Below are 14,781 nucleotides of genomic sequence, written 5' to 3'. Positions count from 1 at the left end.
CGAGGATGACGGAGGAGGTGGGAACCAATCTGCAAAACCGCACCCGCTCGCTGGCGGACTTGTCGACCATCCCACCTTGACCGAAGCACCCCTACCCAGCACTCTGTCCCGCCACCGCTCGCGAAAGGAACCCCCATGAGCCGCATCTTCATCACCGGTTCCACCGATGGCCTCGGTCTCGCCGCCGCCCGCACCCTCATCCGCGAAGGCCACGAGGTCGTGCTCCACGCCCGCTCCCACGAGCGCGCCGCAGCCATCGCCGAGACCTCCGCCGCCGCCCTCGGCCTCGTCATCGGCGATCTCGCCAGCGCCGCGGAAACCCGCTCGATCGCCGAGCAGGTCAACGCCATCGGCCGCATGGACGCCGTCATCCACAATGCCGGCATCTACCTCGAGCGCAGCCGCGGCGACACGCCCGAAGGCCACGCCAAGACGCTGGCGGTCAACACGCTCGCCCCCTATCTCCTCACCGCCTGGATCACGCGGCCCCACCGGCTGATCTATCTCACCAGCGGCATGCACCGCAGCGGCAGCAGCGCGCTTGACGATATCGACTGGAAGAAGCGGCCCTGGAGCGCCAGCCAGGCCTATTCCGAAAGCAAGCTCTACATCGCCACGCTGGCCGCCGCCATCGCCCGCCACTGGCCCGACGTCCTCAGCAACGCGGTCGACCCCGGCTGGGTGCCGACCAAGATGGGCGGCGCCGGCGCGCCTGACGATCTGGAGATGGGGCATCTGACGCAGACGTGGCTGGCGACGAGCGAGGACAAAGCTGCGAAGATGAGCGGCGGGTATTGGTATCACCTGCAGCAGCGGGGGGCGGCGGCGGAGGTGTGTGATGTCGCACTTCAGGAGGAGCTGGTGGAGAAGTTGGTTGAACTCACAGGTGTTCGTCTCTTTGAGCGGCACGGCTGAGGCGTAAGAGCGGCGCCGGCGCTTGAGGAGCCGGAGCGCTGACAGACTTGTCTGGGCAGGCCGCTAGACTACGCCAACGCAGCGATCAAGCTTTCATGGATCTTCGGCCACCCAAGCTTGTTCAGCTCCTCCTGTGGGACCCTGCCGTGTACCACCAGAGCCCTCTGTAGCCGCTCGCTCAGCCAAAGCTGCCCTTGGGGCGAGAGCTCAACTGCTGCCTGTTGGCGATAGGCGTTGTAGGGGTTGGTATTCCCCTCGCCCCGAGCTTGATTTCGCTGTGTCGAGGTAAATGCATCCGGGCCGAGGGTGTCCATCATTTCCTTGAGCGAGATTCCATTCGCCATCGTTCCCGCGATGAATTCTGCATGATGGACTCGTATGTACCGCGACCATGTCTTCTTCCAGGGTCGTTGCGTGATTTCATCTGCCGAGGCATCGTCACGTCCAGGCACGTGTCGCATCCCAGTGGCGCGGCCGAATATGAATATGTCCGTTGGTTCATAGGTCAGCCGGCCTATGAACATCACCGCACCTTCCTTGACTGCTTGAGGTCTCTTAGTGGCTGGGTATGCAAGCGCCCAATGACAAAGCGCACTGTCGATTTCGTCCCGCGTCGAATAGGAGAGTGGAACCCTATTGCTGCCCTCGCCCAGAAACTTCACGAACGCTTGTTCAGCCTGGGGAATTGGACCTGGAACCGGCGGTGCGCCAGATTGAAGAACCCCTGTGGCGTCGGTGCCGTAATCCGCTAACTCCTCGAGGCGAAAACGTGGTCCTCCGCTTGCGAGATGCATTGTGACCGTTTGCTCCCATTCATCCAGTTGCCTTGCCGTCAAATCTCTTCCGGCGCACTCCCAGAGTGCATCGAAATAACGAGTAGATGCGGAAATTATTTCTGCGTCATCAGACACGAGACCGAACTCATGGTTTCTGGTCAGCGCCGCCTCCGTCAAGTTGGCAGATGTCACGATTGTGCGCCTAGAACCGAATACATACACCTTGGCGTGAAGATTCCGAACCCCGCGCACCCTCGCACCAGCGACTAGCAAGCTTCTCAGCGCTGCGATGTCGCTTACTCCGTCCGCGAAGTCCGCAAGACTGAAGCGAGTTATCACACGCACAAGTTGCGGGTTGCGCGACAAGACCCGCCTGATAGCCTTCTGTTTGAGAAACGGAGATATGAGACTGAGATTACGAGGTTCGAGCTGGAGTGCCGTGTTTAGCTCTTCTGCCCATCCTGCATCAACCAGACGCGAAGTCATAGCGCACCACCGGGCTTGTTCATCTGAGATATGGCTGGCGAATAGACATCTAGTTTTTCCTGGCGTAACGGGTTCAGGGAATTAAGCTGATGCTCCGCTCTCGCCGAATGGGCAGTAGCCAATTTGCATGAGGCAATCTCACTTACTTGTCCCGTCGAGCGCCCTGCTCCTGGACCAATGGCGGTGCTTCCACCCAGAAAACGACCTTGTTGCATCCCTACTCCCCCATTCTTAGATGCGCACGCCTAATCCTAGATCCCGCGCACTAGGTTTAACAAGCGCGTGTATCCTGGTCGCCACCTCAACCTTTGTGATTAGGCACAATATTTGACAAAGGCGCAGCGGGAGGCGGCGGCGTTTGGTGACGTCGGATTTCAGGATACGCTGATGAGTTTGGCCGGGTCGATGGGCGTCCTGCTGCTTCCAGAGCGTGGCAAGCAACCAGGTCGCAGCGCTAAACTATGCTGGTAGGTGCGGCGTGGGTGGGCTAAAGGTCGATTACGAGTCTTGCCGTAGAGTCTGCACCCGTTGCAAGGAAATCTGTAGTCGATGGAAGGTCGACTAAGCGCTCTCAGAGCTGCCTAGCGTTCAACCTCGCATGTCAAGCACGGAAGGCACAGACATAGGCCAGCGGTACCGGGTTCACATTCCCTTTCAGGTTACGCCAGATTCGGCTATGGATACGACGTCGTCGAATCCTTTGATGGAATCGTGCATAGTCTTGTGAGGTGAGAAATGGTCGCTGCGTTCGCCGAAAGTCTTAGAACCCATGACTTCTCCGGCTTGCAGCTGGAAGAGATGATCGAAATCATCAAAAGTGAGATTAGAGACGAATATCTTCAAGACCATTCGCATCCCTGGGTCATTGGCTACTCGGGTGGGAAAGACAGCACACTAGTTGTGCATCTGGTATACGAAGTGCTGATGGATTTACCTCGAAGCCAGCGCCGCCGCGAGGTGCATATCGTGTCAAACGATACGCTTGTCGAAAGTCCGCTCGTCATCGGTCACATAAAAGAAAGTTTGGAGCGCATCAGGGATGCAGCATCGGTTTTGCGCCTTCCAGTTGTCACGAGCATTACGACTCCGAATTTAGATCACACGTTTTGGGTGAACCTTATCGGAAGAGGCTATCCGTCCCCCAACCGGACCTTCCGATGGTGCACCGACCGAATGAAGATCCAACCAACAAGCGCATATATAAAATCTCAAATCGAGGAATCCAAAAACGTAATTCTGCTTTTGGGAGTTCGCCGCTCAGAGAGCGCGACCCGCGCGGCAAGTGTCAAACGGTACGACAATGGAGAACGTCTGAACCGCCACAACGATCTTGTTGGCTGTGCGGTCTTTCGACCAATCGTTGAACTTTCGACGGACGACGTTTGGGAGTATCTGGCTGAACATGACGCCCCTTGGGGCGGCAATCATCAAAAGCTCATCCAACTTTATCGCGATGCAAGCGGCGGCGAGTGCCCCATCGTGACGCAGAAGTCCGATGCCCCATCCTGTGGAAGCACATCGTCACGCTTCGGTTGCTGGACATGCACAGTCGTTGACAAAGACAGGAGCCTCGAAGGGTTTGTTGACGCGGGATTTGCCGAGTTTGGCCCTTTACTCGATTTTCGCGACTATCTGGTCGCGATCCGGTCCGATCCAAACAAGCGATCTGCACGCCGACGGAATGGAACAATCACCATTACTGATACTGGAACCTTCATCCCTGGGCCTTTCACGCTTGAGACCAGACACGAAATATTGGACCGGCTAATTGACCTACAGCGAAATCAACCTGTAGATTTAATTTCCGCGGAGGAGATAGACCGGATCCGGCAGATTTGGTCAGACGAAATAACCGCTTCGCCGAAAGGCGAGCGAGCAGTTACCAATACCCTCAAGAAGGTCCGTTAAGTGGCGAAAAATGTTGTAGTTTTGTTGGATAATCCTGAGGGTAAAGCTCTGATTAAGCAGGAGTGCCTAAGCCATAACATTAGTTTTCCGGAATTTTCCGAGCTTGTACAAGCGGAAGTCGACCAAACCGGAAAACAACGGAAACGTGGTCTTTTTGACATGTTCGATGATATTCTCGACAGAATCGAGATTGGGGAATAACAGTGTATTTTAAGAATATTTCCTTGAGAGACTGGAAAGCCTACACTGTTGCAAATTTTGATTTCCCAGCACCTACGCCTGAGAAAAACATCATCCTAGTAGGTGCGCCGAACGGGTTTGGTAAAACTTCTCTTTTCGAGGCTATCGTCCTGGGGCTCTTCGGACGCAGCGGCCTGCCTCTAGTGGCAAGATCGCCGTTTGCGAGCGACGATAAAGAAAGGCTTGCCACATCATATAAAACTTTTCTTGAAAAGGCCTTGCATCGAGGCGCTGTTGAAGCGGGCAGGACATCTTGCTCGGTGAAGATGACGTTCGTTGATGACGACAGCCAAGAGATTGAAATCCACCGCATTTGGTATTTCAGCGATAAGGGCGCCTTTCGCCCTCAGGACGAAGAGGTCCGAGTTTATGAAGGCTCTACGCGCCGACTTATCGGCCCTAGTCCGAATGAAGATGTGGACGAAATCGAATGGTACCGCGACTTCATCGCGAAACGGTTCCTCCCATATTATCTAGCGGCGTTTTTCCTCTTTGATGGAGAGCAGGTTAGCGCTTTTGCTGAGCGTGAGATGGCAGTCCAGGTCCGTTCAGGAATCGAGGGGCTGCTTGGGATACCCGTCCTCCGAGATTTGGCTGCCGACCTACGACAATACGCGAGGGTGAGGCGCAGTGAGGTTAATAACGTTTCAGATAAAACGCTGGAACGCCTAGAGCTGGACATCGATACTGCGCAATTCCAGGTCAACGAAAAAAAGCAGCGTCTTGCAGAACTCGAGCCCGAACACCAGACAATGAAGGAACAGCGTGAGAAACTAACTCGCGAATTAGCGAGTTTCGGCGTCGGATCGCAGGCGCAGTTTCAAGAGCAATTTGAAAGATTGAATAGGTTCGAGCGTGAAATTGAAGAAGGTCGAGCTCAACTAGAGGCCCTTCTCTCTCAGGACATCGCGCTCGCTCTTTCCGGTGCGAAGCTCAGATCTGCGCTGAAAGAAACGCTAGTAGGTGAAATAGCCAGAGAAAAATGGCTTGCTGGCCGCCAGCAAGGGGATGCAAACTTGGACAGGTATCTGTCTGCGGTTGAGGCTGCACTGAACTTAATCCAACCCGATTTAATGCATACTCAAAAATCATCTGTACTTAAAGTTTCTCGAGATGCGTGGGAGACGCTGTGGAATCCTCCCCCCACAAACATTGTCGAAAACGTTCTGCACAAGTATCTCAATGAATTAGACCGAATTCGCGTGAGCGAGCGGCTGGACGAGCTTGATCAGGTCGGAGCACCGGAGATAGTCGACTTGCTCGATAGGATCAGCGCGACTGAAGAGGCACATGGACGTCTTCAACAGGAAATTACAAAAACCGAGGCAATTGCGCCGAACGTCGACAAAAAGCGACTGGAGTTGGGCGCTGTAAATGGTCGGCTTCAAGAATTGGATCAGGAGATTGGCGCGCTGAGGCGTGAGATCGGCGTCACGGATGCTGAGATCACCAAACGAAATACCGAGCTAGCCCGCCTCTCCGGTCAATGGGATCAAGCAAAGCCAAACCTTCGACGGGCGTCTCGAGCGTTGACCGCGGCGTCAATGATAGATGCCATCGTGAGTAAAGCCGTTCCCAGTCAGATTGCGGCTATAGCTACGGCTATGACCGCAGCTCACAAATCGATGGCTCACAAGAAGGATTTGGTGGAAAGGATCGAAATTACAGAGGATTGCGAAGTTAAGCTTCTGAGCGCAGACGGCATCGATCTGAGAAATTTCGACCTATCGGCTGGGGAAAAGCAAATCTTCACTCAGGCGCTTATTTCGGCTGTAGCCTCGGTGTCACAACGTTCTTTTCCAATGGTTATCGATACGCCATTGGGCAGGCTCGACGTCGAGCACCGGAAAGGTGTTCTTCAGCATCTAATTCGCCCTGACCACCAAGTGATACTTCTATCCACAAATACAGAGATCGTTGGCGAGTATCACGAAGTCGTGAGCGATCATGTTCAGAAAGAGTTCTTGATTCAATTTGAGCGGGTTGGCGACATTGGCCAGTCATCTGTTCACGAAGGCTACTTTAGATCCCCGCAGGTGCGCGCATCATGACTTTCACTTTGGTTGAAATTGCCGGTGCAAACTTTCGCACGGACGAAGAGAGCGACGATCTAAACACCGACTTTATGAAGCGTCTCGGCATGAAGAAGCGGTATTTGCCTGCGCGTCTCGCAATCTCACGCTCCCTCGGGGTCCAGTCTAGACCTTCGATGATTGAAGCCGATGCCGACTGGGGTAAATCCATAAAGGGCGACACTTTGTTCGGCACGGGGTCAACCCTATCTTCTTGGCTTGCAATGCTTATCCAGCACTATGGAGACCTCGACTACGACCTTCGCAAGGTAAGCGGTCTCGTCGCCGCGCATTGGAAACGCGGTCTTCATCTCCTTGATAGTGATTGGAAACAAGCCGATGAGGACTTATCCAAATTTGTTCGTCGCTTGGTTGAGCAAGCCGACCTCCCCTTGCTAGCAAGAGCTGGTCTCCGACACGGGTCAGCTTCCACTGACTTCTCCAGCACAGGAGTGATTACCGTACCGGTTGGAGAGATTTCGAAAGAGACATCGTCTGGCAATGAAGTGGACTGGACACTCAATAGCTCCGGTTGCTCACCGCATAGCGCGATCATGGGCGGCGTCGGCTCGGGCAAAACGAGAACTGCCGTCGCAATATTGAAAAGCATTCGAGCGAAGGCAAACGTACCGATCATTGCGTTCGACTTCAAAGGTGACCTTGCGACTGACGACGCGGGAGGCGGATATCACCTTGAGGAATTGTTCGGAGCGACAGTGATCGAACCGCCGCGGACACCGGTGCCCCTTGACGTGCTGGCGCTCAGAAGCCGTGAAAAGATCGAGTTGTCTGAGGCGGCGTCGCGCTTCAGAGAAAGCTTTTCTCGTCTCAAAGGTGCCAGACTTGGTGACAAACAACGAGATGCGGTTTACGAAGCGGCGGTAGGCGCCCTGCAAGAAAGCGCACCGTGCGAACTCGGTGATTTTCTTGAGCAGCTAGTCCAGGTGTATGCCGAACGAGAGATGAAGGACGATGGCGCGATCTCTGCTGCACGAGAGATCTGCCGTTTTCCGCTGTTCACGCCGACGTTGTCGCCGGAGGCTTTTTTTCAGAAGAGCTGGATTATCAAGCTTCCACCAAACGTGGTGGAGGAAAGCCGTAGTATCGTAGTAAACTTAATACTCGACGCTCTGGACCAATATTTGAATAGCTTGCCAGACTCTCCCGTGGGTGCAGATGGGAGCCGTGGATTGCGCATTGTTTGTGTGATCGACGAAGCGCATCGTATTCTCGGCAACAATCTGCCCTCCCTCGCAAACCTGGTAAGAATGAGTCGATCTAAGGGCGGTGCCGTGATGCTTATCTCACAATCGCCTGACGATTTCTCTGGAGAAGACGATGACTTTCTCAGCGAAATGGGTTTGGTGGCAGCGTTTTCAACCAATGCACCGCCCCGAAATGCCACTCGCATTCTTGGTAAGAGCGCGAACCTTGCAACTCTGGCAACCGGCCAAAGCTATGTAAAAAGAAGAGGCGATCAAGCAGCCCGGAAGGTCCAATCCTGGGAATAGGACCGCTTTCAACCCTTTTTCACATAGAAAATGTTGTAATCTTCAAATCGGCTCGTCATTAGCAACTCATATTTCAATTCGTTGCACATGTGCGGAATGTCGATAAGCGCGAGAGGGTCTGTTGTTTTGATTTTAAGAACGTCCCCAACTGATAGCGATTTTAGCACTTTCTTCGCCTTAATTACCGGTATCGGACATTTCTGACCGGATGTATCCAAAAAGGCCGTTTCTATGTAGTGATCCGCCATAATGCCTACCTTGTTGACGCTAAATTTCCTTATGCAATTCTGATCTTGGCCAGTCGAGGGAGTCCGATTGTCATCCCACAGATTTTCCTCTCTTGAACGGTTTGCCATCTACACGGTCCACGGTGGCAGCTGTTATGCTTGCTCTGTGCCGCTCGACCTAAAGACAATGCAAATCGACCACATAATACCTGAGCATCTTCTATCCAAGTCGCTGGAATTGAAAAGCGCGTTGAGAAGTCTAGGGCTGCCAGGCGACTTTCAGATAAATGGGTTTGAAAATTTGCTTCCGAGTTGCAGCGCCTGCAACAATGCAAAGAAGGGCTATAGTTTCAAACCGTCGCCAGTACACCTTGCTTCCCTTGAGAAAGCCACGCGTGGCGCCGAGCGATGCCGGGCACTTGTGGCGAAAGGTGTATCGGACGCGAGACTTGCAAAAGCCCTCAACACTCTCGAAATGGCAGCCGATGAACAAAAGCTGGAACTGCGTGATCTGGAGCCATTGATATTGGTCTTTGCTAGAACGAATCCCGCCGCTTGGGAGGCATTTAGCAAAGTTGTTGATGATGGAATGATGGAATTCGCCATCGGCCTAATGGTTGTCCCAAAACTAAGACTTACTCCAACTTTGACGGTTGAGTTCTATGCTGCTGGGACTGTGAGATTGGTCCGAGGGAACTCGGCGCAGTGATCTACTGCCTAAGCTGCAGGTGTTGAGGGCACAAGGTGAGATTGGCTGGGGCGCCTGGATTCGAACCAGGGGATGGCGGTACCAAAAACCGCTGCCTTACCGCTTGGCTACGCCCCACCAGAGCTTCAGCGGCGAACCGCTTGCTCGGATCGCGCCTGATTAGCAAAGCTCTTTGCCTGTCACAATGACTAAGTTTGCGCCTCAGGCAGATTTATGCGCGCGAAGTGGCGGGCGGCGTGCTAGCATGAGGCGATATTATCAACCTGAGATCATCGTCCCGCATGGAAAGTCCCGTTTTCGACCTTGCTTTCGAGCCGGCCTATGGGCGGGCCGTGCCGGTTGCTCCGGATATCCTGCGCATCACGGCGGAAAATCCCGGACCTTTCACCTTTTTCGGCACCAACAGCTATCTCGTCGGCGCCTCGTCGCTCGCCGTCATCGATCCCGGGCCGGAGGACGAGGCGCATTATCACGCGCTGATGGCGGCGATCGGCGGGCGTCATGTGACGCATATCTTCGTCAGCCATACCCATCGCGATCACTCGCCGCTTGCCCGCCGGCTGCAGGCGGAAACGGGGGCAGTGACGGTGGGGCAAGGGCCGCATCGGCCGGCACGGCGGCTGCGCCACGGCGAGGTCAATCCCTTTGCCGAAAGCGCGGATATGGAGTTCGTGCCGGATATCGCGCTCGGCGATGGTCAGACGATAACGGGCGATGGGTGGGCGCTGACATCGGTGCTGACGCCGGGGCATACGGCCAATCATGCCGCCTTCGCGCTCGAAGGCCGGGAGATCCTGTTTTCCGGCGATCATGTCATGGCCTGGTCGACCTCGATCGTCGCACCCCCGGATGGGGCGATGGCGGATTACATGGCCTCGCTCGACAGGCTGATAGCGCGCGAGGACGGCCTGCTGCTGCCCGGCCATGGCGGGCCGGTCAACGAGCCGAAGACTTTCCTGCCGGCGCTGAAGGCGCATCGGCTCAAGCGCGAGCAGGCGGTGCTGGCGCGGGTCGCGGCTGGCGATCGCGAGATCGCGGAGATGGTGAAGGCGATCTATCGCGATACCGATCCGAAGCTCTATGGCGCGGCGGCCCTTTCCGTGCTCGCCCATATCGAGCATCTCATGGAGCGCGGCGAGATTGCAGCGGATGGGCCGCCTTCGCTTGCCGCGCGCTATTGGCCGGGGTAATGAAAGGCGGAGGGAGATCAGCATGGGCCGCGCCGATTACAGCTATCGCACCGATCCCGCCGTTCCCGCCTTTGCCGATGACCGGCCGCTCATCGTCTTCGATGGCGAATGCGTCTTCTGCTCCGGCTGGGTGAAATTCGCGCTGAAGCACGACAGGCGGCAGCGCTACCGCTTCGTCGCGGCACAGACGCCGCTCGGGCAAGCGCTCTACCGGCATTACGGGCTCGATTGCCGCGATTACGAAACCAATATCCTCATCGAAAAGGGCCACGCCTTCTTCAAGTCCGATGGCTCGATCCGCATGGTGGCCGGGCTCGGCTTTCCCTATTCGCTGGTCAGGTTGTTCCGGCTGCTGCCGCGGCGCGCGGCTGACGCCATCTATGAATTCATCGCCCGCAACCGGCTGAAGATCGCCGGCCGGCAGAGCTGCATGGTGCCGACGCCGGAGCAGCGCGGCCGCTTCATCGCATGAGCGGCGGCACCTTTTCCCTGCTGATCATCGGCGGCTACGGCGCCTTCGGCGGCCGGCTCGCCCGGCTGCTCGGCGAGGAGCCCAGGCTCAGGCTGCTGATCGCCGGCCGTTCGCTCGAAAAGGCCGATGATTTCGTCTTCGATATGCGATCGCCGAAGGGCGGCGCCGGGCGCCTCGGCGGCAACGATCTCGGCGCCTGGCTGCAGGCGGTGGTGTTCGATCGTGACGGCGATCTCCGGGAGCAGCTGACGCGGCTGAGGCCCGATCTCGTCGTCGATGCCTCCGGGCCGTTCCAGAGCTTCACCGGCGATGGCTATAAGCTGGTGCGGGCCTGCATCGACCTCGGCATCGATTATGCCGATCTCGCCGACAGCACCGGCTTTGTCGCCGGCATCGGTAGGCTGGATGCGCAGGCGAAGGCCAAGGGCATCTTTGTTCTGTCGGGGCTGAGCAGCCTGCCGGCCCTTTCCTTCGCGGCGCTGGAGGCGATGGCGCCGCATTTCTCCCGCATCGAAAGTGTGGCGGCCGGCATTGCCCCCTCGGCGCATGTGAAGATCGGCCTCAATGTCGTCAGGGCGATCGCAAGTTACGCCGGTAAGCCGGTGGCGGTGCTGCGCGAGGGCCGGCCGGCCGAGGGGCGCGGGCTGATCGATGAGATGCGGGTGACGATCGCCCCGCCCTATGTGGCGCCGCTCGCCAGCCGGAAATTCCTGCTGGTCGATGCGCCCGACCTGGCGCTGCTGCCTGATCGTTTTGCCGGCCTGCAATCCACCTTCACCGGCGTCGGCACCGAGCCGCAGGCGCTGCAGCGGCTCTTGAGATTTGCCGCCCGGCTGGTCGAGATCGGGCTGCTGCCGTCGCTCACGCCGTTCGCCCGGGCGCTGCAGGCGGCCAGCCATCGCTTCGCCGCCGGCGCGCATCGCGGCGGCATGTTCGTGCGCCTGGGCGGCGTCGATCATGAGGGGCGGCGGTTGACGGCGGATTGGTCGCTGATTGCCGAAGGTGATGACGGGCCGTTCATTCCGGTTCTCGGCGTCGAGCTGCTGGTGCGCCGGCTGCTCGACGGCCAACGGCCGGAAAGCGGCGCCCGGCCGGCGGCGGGGGAATTGTCCCTTGCGGATTTCGAAGCGGCCTTCAGCCAGTTCTCCATCGCTTCAGGCGTCCGGCTGGATCACCAGGAAGAGGCCCAGCCGCTCTACCGGCGCATTCTCGGCGACGCCTGGGAGAAGCTGCCGCCGGCGCTGGCGGCGATCCATGCGGGCGGCACCCGGCTTGCCTCCGGCCGGGCGCGGATCGAGCGCGGCAGCGGTCTCCTCGCCCGGCTGATCGCCGGCCTCATCGGCTTTCCCGCCGCCGGCGAGGATGTGCCGGTCGCGGTGCGCTTTGTCGCCGAGGGCGAGCGGGAGATCTGGACGCGCAGTTTCGGCAGCAAGACCTTCCGCAGCTGGCAGGCCGCCGGCCCCGGCCGCGACAGCCACCTGCTCGTCGAGGTGTTCGGGCCGTTCCGGGTGCTGCTGGCGCTGGTGCCGGAGGGGCAGAAGCTGCGCCTCATCGTGCGCGGCTGGCGCTTTTGCGGCATTCCGCTGCCGCTGTTCCTGGCGCCGGGCGGCGATACCTACGAGGAGGAGCGCGACGGGCGCTTCCACTTCCACGTCGAGATCGGCGGGCGGCTGACCGGGCTGGTGGTGCGCTATTCGGGATGGCTGGTGCTGGAGTGAGACCCCTCGCCCTGGCCAGCATCAACGGCCGGCGAAACGCTGTCTGGCGGCCTCGGTGACAGGCGTATAGAGGGCGATGCGGGTCCCCTCGGGGTCGGCAAACTGCGCTGTCCGGTTGCCCCATGGCAGATCCTTGGGCGCGTGCACGACCGTGACCCGGTCCTTGAGCCGGGCGAATTCCGCATCGACATCCGACACCATGAATTCGAGAATGGCCGTGCGATTGGCTCCCGGCTCGGCGCTGCCCTCGCTGAACAAGGCCGCCGTTTCCGCGCTGCCGATGGCGAGTGTGGCGCCTGGCATGACGATCTCGGCGAAGGCGGGCGCAAGCCATTCGGCGCGGCAGCCGGTCACAAGCTCATAAAAGGCCACCATGCTGGCGATATCGGCGGCGATGAGGCGGGTGGATGCGAATTTCATGATCTTCTCCGTGGGTGCGCGATGATGGGTGCGCGACGATCTCTTGGCTTGCCTTTGTCACACAGCCGTGCTGACAGCGTGGTGGCAGCAGGAGTCAGCAGGCATGCGAAAAGCGGATCGGCTTTTTCAGATCATCCAGATTCTTCGCCGGTCGAGCCGGCCGGTGACCTCGTCGGCGCTCGCGGATGAACTGGAGGTCGCCAGGCGGACCGTCTATCGCGATATCGCCCATCTGATTGCCCAGCGTGTTCCGATCGAAGGCGAAGCCGGGTTCGGCTATGTGCTCGATCCGCGCTACGACATGCCGCCGCTGATGCTGACGCCCGACGAGATCGAGGCGGTCGTGCTCGGCGTGCAGATGGCGGCAAGGCTGAATGATGCGGCCATCCGCAACGCCGCCAGCGATGTCATGGCCAAGATCACCTCGGTCATGCCGCCGGAGCTGCTTCCCTATATTGCCGAGCCCGCGGTCGGCATCAAACCGGACGATATCGGCGGCGATGCGACGCTCGACACGCGGCCGCTGAGATCGGCGATCCGGGAAGGCCGCAAGCTGGAACTCGACTATCGCGCGGGGGATGGCTCGGTCAGCAGCCGCATCGTCTGGCCCGTGCTTCTCGGCTATGCCGATAGGCACAGCCTGCTGATTGCCTGGTGCCAATCGAAACAGGCCTTCCGTCACTTCCGCACCGAACGGATCCTCAAGGTCGAGATCCTGGCTGAACCCATCGGCATGTCCAGGAGCCGGCTGCGGCAGCAATGGCAGCAGTGGCGCGAGGCCGAGATGCGCAAGTCGGGTTAGATGCGGAGACGCTTCCGGCCGAGAGCTTGGAACGGACACCTCACGGCATACCCCTTCGCCCCGTTTACGGGATGGCAGCCGGATGCGGGGCTGGCTGCGCCGATCTGCCACGATGGCGCTGGAAAAGCGACAGAAAGTCGGTTGCCGATTTATACAGTTTACCTGTATAAATCGGCATCGGATAGCAGAAAGGATTGATCATGGAGATCGAGAATAAAGAGGTGGTTCGCCGCTTCAACGTTGAAGTGATTCAAGACGGCAGTGAGGCGGCGTTCAAAGCCCTGATGGCCCCGGATTTCATCAACCATGCCGCGCCGGAAGGAATGGCGAATGGCCCGCAGAGCATGTGGAACACGTTCCAAAATGTCCTGCGCCCGGCGCTGTCGAATATGAAAGTGACGATCCATGATCAGATCGCCGAAGGCGACAAGGTGACAACGCGAAAGACGATCAGTGGCACTCACTCCGGTCCCTTGATGGGAATTCCACCGACCGGTCGGGATGTCGCCATCGATGTCATCGATATCGTGCGTGTCGAGGACGGCAAATATGCCGAGCATTGGGGCCTGAACACGTTCTCAACCGTCCTTGCGACTTTAGCGAAGGCCTGACGCTACGGACGAACAAGTCTTTCGATGATACGAATTGCGGCTTCGAGTGTTCGCCTGTCCTCCTGGGACAAGCGCTCGTCGATAAGCGCGGCAATTTCCGCCGTCCGAGCCTTCCTGGAGCGGGTCAGCTCTTCCCGGCCTTTCTCGGTTATGGATAGAAGCCGGCTGCGGCTATCCACCGGATTGGGCAACTTGCTGACCAATTCGGCGGTCTCCAATTGGCCTGCGACCAATCGCATGCTCTGATGTCTGACATTGCGTCGGCTTGCCAATTCGGCGACGCTGAGAGGACCGCTTCGATCGAGCAGCGCCAGAGTTTCAGACTGAGACGTTGTCGGCGTGTTTGTATTCGCTCTTATGCCCCTGACGAAATTGCCGACCGTGACGCGAAGACTTTCCGCAAGCGCCAAGGCGGACTCCAGCTTTTCGGGGCTCTCTTCATCTCCGGCCATCGGCCACTTCTTCCTTGGAAAGAATGCGTTGCTCTTCCATAAACCGAGACATGCGGGAAATGAAACGGCATCGACCGATCTGAGTGTGAGGGGCAGTCCTGATGCATCGCAGCTTTCGGCCGAGGACCTGGTAGGCTTGTCGCACGAGATCGGAACCAATAAGGGGTTGAAGGCTTCCTGTGACGGTCGAGATTGATTTCGGTTTCGGGCGACAACTTGAACTCCCCCTGCGGACCAGACTGTCATGGTTCGATGCGACAGCTGCGATGAAA

Annotated in this window: 15 protein-coding genes and 1 tRNA gene; 11 read left to right on the top strand and 5 right to left on the bottom strand. The window is 58.1% G+C overall.

The window, feature by feature from the left end:
• Positions 1 to 135: 135 nt before the first annotated feature.
• Complete coding sequence (locus NL154_RS03260; RefSeq protein WP_434733561.1) at positions 136 to 915, top strand: SDR family NAD(P)-dependent oxidoreductase; 780 nt, start codon at positions 136 to 138, stop codon at positions 913 to 915.
• Positions 916 to 983: 68 nt separating this feature from the next.
• Here the strand turns inward: NL154_RS03260 and NL154_RS03255 are convergent, their stop codons facing one another.
• Positions 984 to 2,177 (bottom strand): phospholipase D family protein, encoded by a 1,194-nt coding sequence (locus NL154_RS03255; protein WP_434733560.1) that lies wholly within the window; start codon positions 2,175 to 2,177, stop codon positions 984 to 986.
• 735 nt (positions 2,178 to 2,912) lie between these two features.
• On the opposite strand from NL154_RS03255, the gene dndC reads away from it, so the two are divergent.
• Genes dndC through NL154_RS03235 form a run of 4 tightly spaced genes read left to right on the top strand, consistent with a single transcriptional unit; the run spans position 2,913 to position 7,908 of the window.
• A complete protein-coding gene (gene dndC / locus NL154_RS03250; RefSeq protein ID WP_434733559.1) occupies positions 2,913 to 4,085 on the top strand; it encodes a DNA phosphorothioation system sulfurtransferase DndC in 1,173 nt (390 codons plus the stop codon).
• Positions 4,086 to 4,286 carry a hypothetical protein gene (locus tag NL154_RS03245; RefSeq protein WP_434733558.1) on the top strand — a complete coding sequence of 67 codons (201 nt, stop codon included), beginning with the start codon at positions 4,086 to 4,088 and terminating at the stop codon, positions 4,284 to 4,286.
• 2 nt (positions 4,287 to 4,288) lie between these two features.
• Positions 4,289 to 6,376, top strand: coding sequence for a DNA sulfur modification protein DndD (dndD, locus tag NL154_RS03240; protein ID WP_434733557.1), 2,088 nt, complete (start codon positions 4,289 to 4,291; stop codon positions 6,374 to 6,376).
• Entirely contained in the window at positions 6,373 to 7,908 is a 1,536-nt protein-coding gene (locus NL154_RS03235) for an ATP-binding protein (protein ID WP_434733556.1), read from the top strand. Before dndD ends, NL154_RS03235 begins: the two co-directional genes overlap by 4 nt.
• A gap of 8 nt (positions 7,909 to 7,916) precedes the next feature.
• Here the strand turns inward: NL154_RS03235 and NL154_RS03230 are convergent, their stop codons facing one another.
• On the bottom strand, positions 7,917 to 8,156 hold the full coding sequence (locus NL154_RS03230; protein ID WP_434734140.1) for a sulfurtransferase TusA family protein: 240 nt from the start codon (positions 8,154 to 8,156) through the stop codon (positions 7,917 to 7,919).
• Between the two features lie 166 nt (positions 8,157 to 8,322).
• Between NL154_RS03230 and NL154_RS03225 the strand changes: the two genes are divergently transcribed.
• Positions 8,323 to 8,844 carry an HNH endonuclease gene (locus tag NL154_RS03225; protein WP_434733555.1) on the top strand — a complete coding sequence of 174 codons (522 nt, stop codon included), beginning with the start codon at positions 8,323 to 8,325 and terminating at the stop codon, positions 8,842 to 8,844.
• A gap of 42 nt (positions 8,845 to 8,886) precedes the next feature.
• On the opposite strand, the gene NL154_RS03220 is transcribed toward NL154_RS03225, so the two are convergent.
• Positions 8,887 to 8,961 (bottom strand) — tRNA-Gln (locus tag NL154_RS03220).
• Positions 8,962 to 9,125: 164 nt separating this feature from the next.
• Between NL154_RS03220 and NL154_RS03215 the strand changes: the two genes are divergently transcribed.
• Genes NL154_RS03215 through NL154_RS03205 form a run of 3 tightly spaced genes read left to right on the top strand, consistent with a single transcriptional unit; the run spans position 9,126 to position 12,224 of the window.
• A complete protein-coding gene (locus tag NL154_RS03215; protein WP_434733554.1) occupies positions 9,126 to 10,034 on the top strand; it encodes an MBL fold metallo-hydrolase in 909 nt (302 codons plus the stop codon).
• Between the two features lie 22 nt (positions 10,035 to 10,056).
• On the top strand, positions 10,057 to 10,506 hold the full coding sequence (locus NL154_RS03210; protein WP_434733553.1) for a thiol-disulfide oxidoreductase DCC family protein: 450 nt from the start codon (positions 10,057 to 10,059) through the stop codon (positions 10,504 to 10,506).
• A complete protein-coding gene (locus NL154_RS03205; RefSeq protein WP_434733552.1) occupies positions 10,503 to 12,224 on the top strand; it encodes a DUF4166 domain-containing protein in 1,722 nt (573 codons plus the stop codon). The genes NL154_RS03210 and NL154_RS03205 overlap by 4 nt, the downstream gene beginning before the upstream one ends.
• Before the next feature lie 21 nt (positions 12,225 to 12,245).
• Here NL154_RS03205 and NL154_RS03200 read toward each other — a convergent pair whose 3' ends face one another.
• Positions 12,246 to 12,644, bottom strand: a complete 399-nt coding sequence (locus NL154_RS03200) for a VOC family protein (RefSeq protein WP_434733551.1) — start codon at positions 12,642 to 12,644, stop codon at positions 12,246 to 12,248.
• Between the two features lie 103 nt (positions 12,645 to 12,747).
• Here NL154_RS03200 and NL154_RS03195 point away from each other — a divergent pair, with 103 nt between their 5' ends.
• A complete protein-coding gene (locus NL154_RS03195) occupies positions 12,748 to 13,446 on the top strand; it encodes a helix-turn-helix transcriptional regulator (RefSeq protein ID WP_434733550.1) in 699 nt (232 codons plus the stop codon).
• Between the two features lie 200 nt (positions 13,447 to 13,646).
• Positions 13,647 to 14,057, top strand: a complete 411-nt coding sequence (locus NL154_RS03190; protein WP_210628878.1) for an ester cyclase — start codon at positions 13,647 to 13,649, stop codon at positions 14,055 to 14,057.
• Positions 14,058 to 14,059: 2 nt separating this feature from the next.
• Here NL154_RS03190 and NL154_RS03185 read toward each other — a convergent pair whose 3' ends face one another.
• A complete protein-coding gene (locus NL154_RS03185; RefSeq protein ID WP_221146643.1) occupies positions 14,060 to 14,755 on the bottom strand; it encodes a MarR family winged helix-turn-helix transcriptional regulator in 696 nt (231 codons plus the stop codon).
• Positions 14,756 to 14,781: the final 26 nt, after the last annotated feature.

This window comes from Rhizobium sp. YTUHZ044 (assembly GCF_051123975.1).
In the GTDB taxonomy this organism is placed as follows: domain Bacteria; phylum Pseudomonadota; class Alphaproteobacteria; order Rhizobiales; family Rhizobiaceae; genus Rhizobium.
Note: the sequence above shows the minus strand (reverse complement) of the source record. Positions and strands in the feature narration are given on the sequence as shown.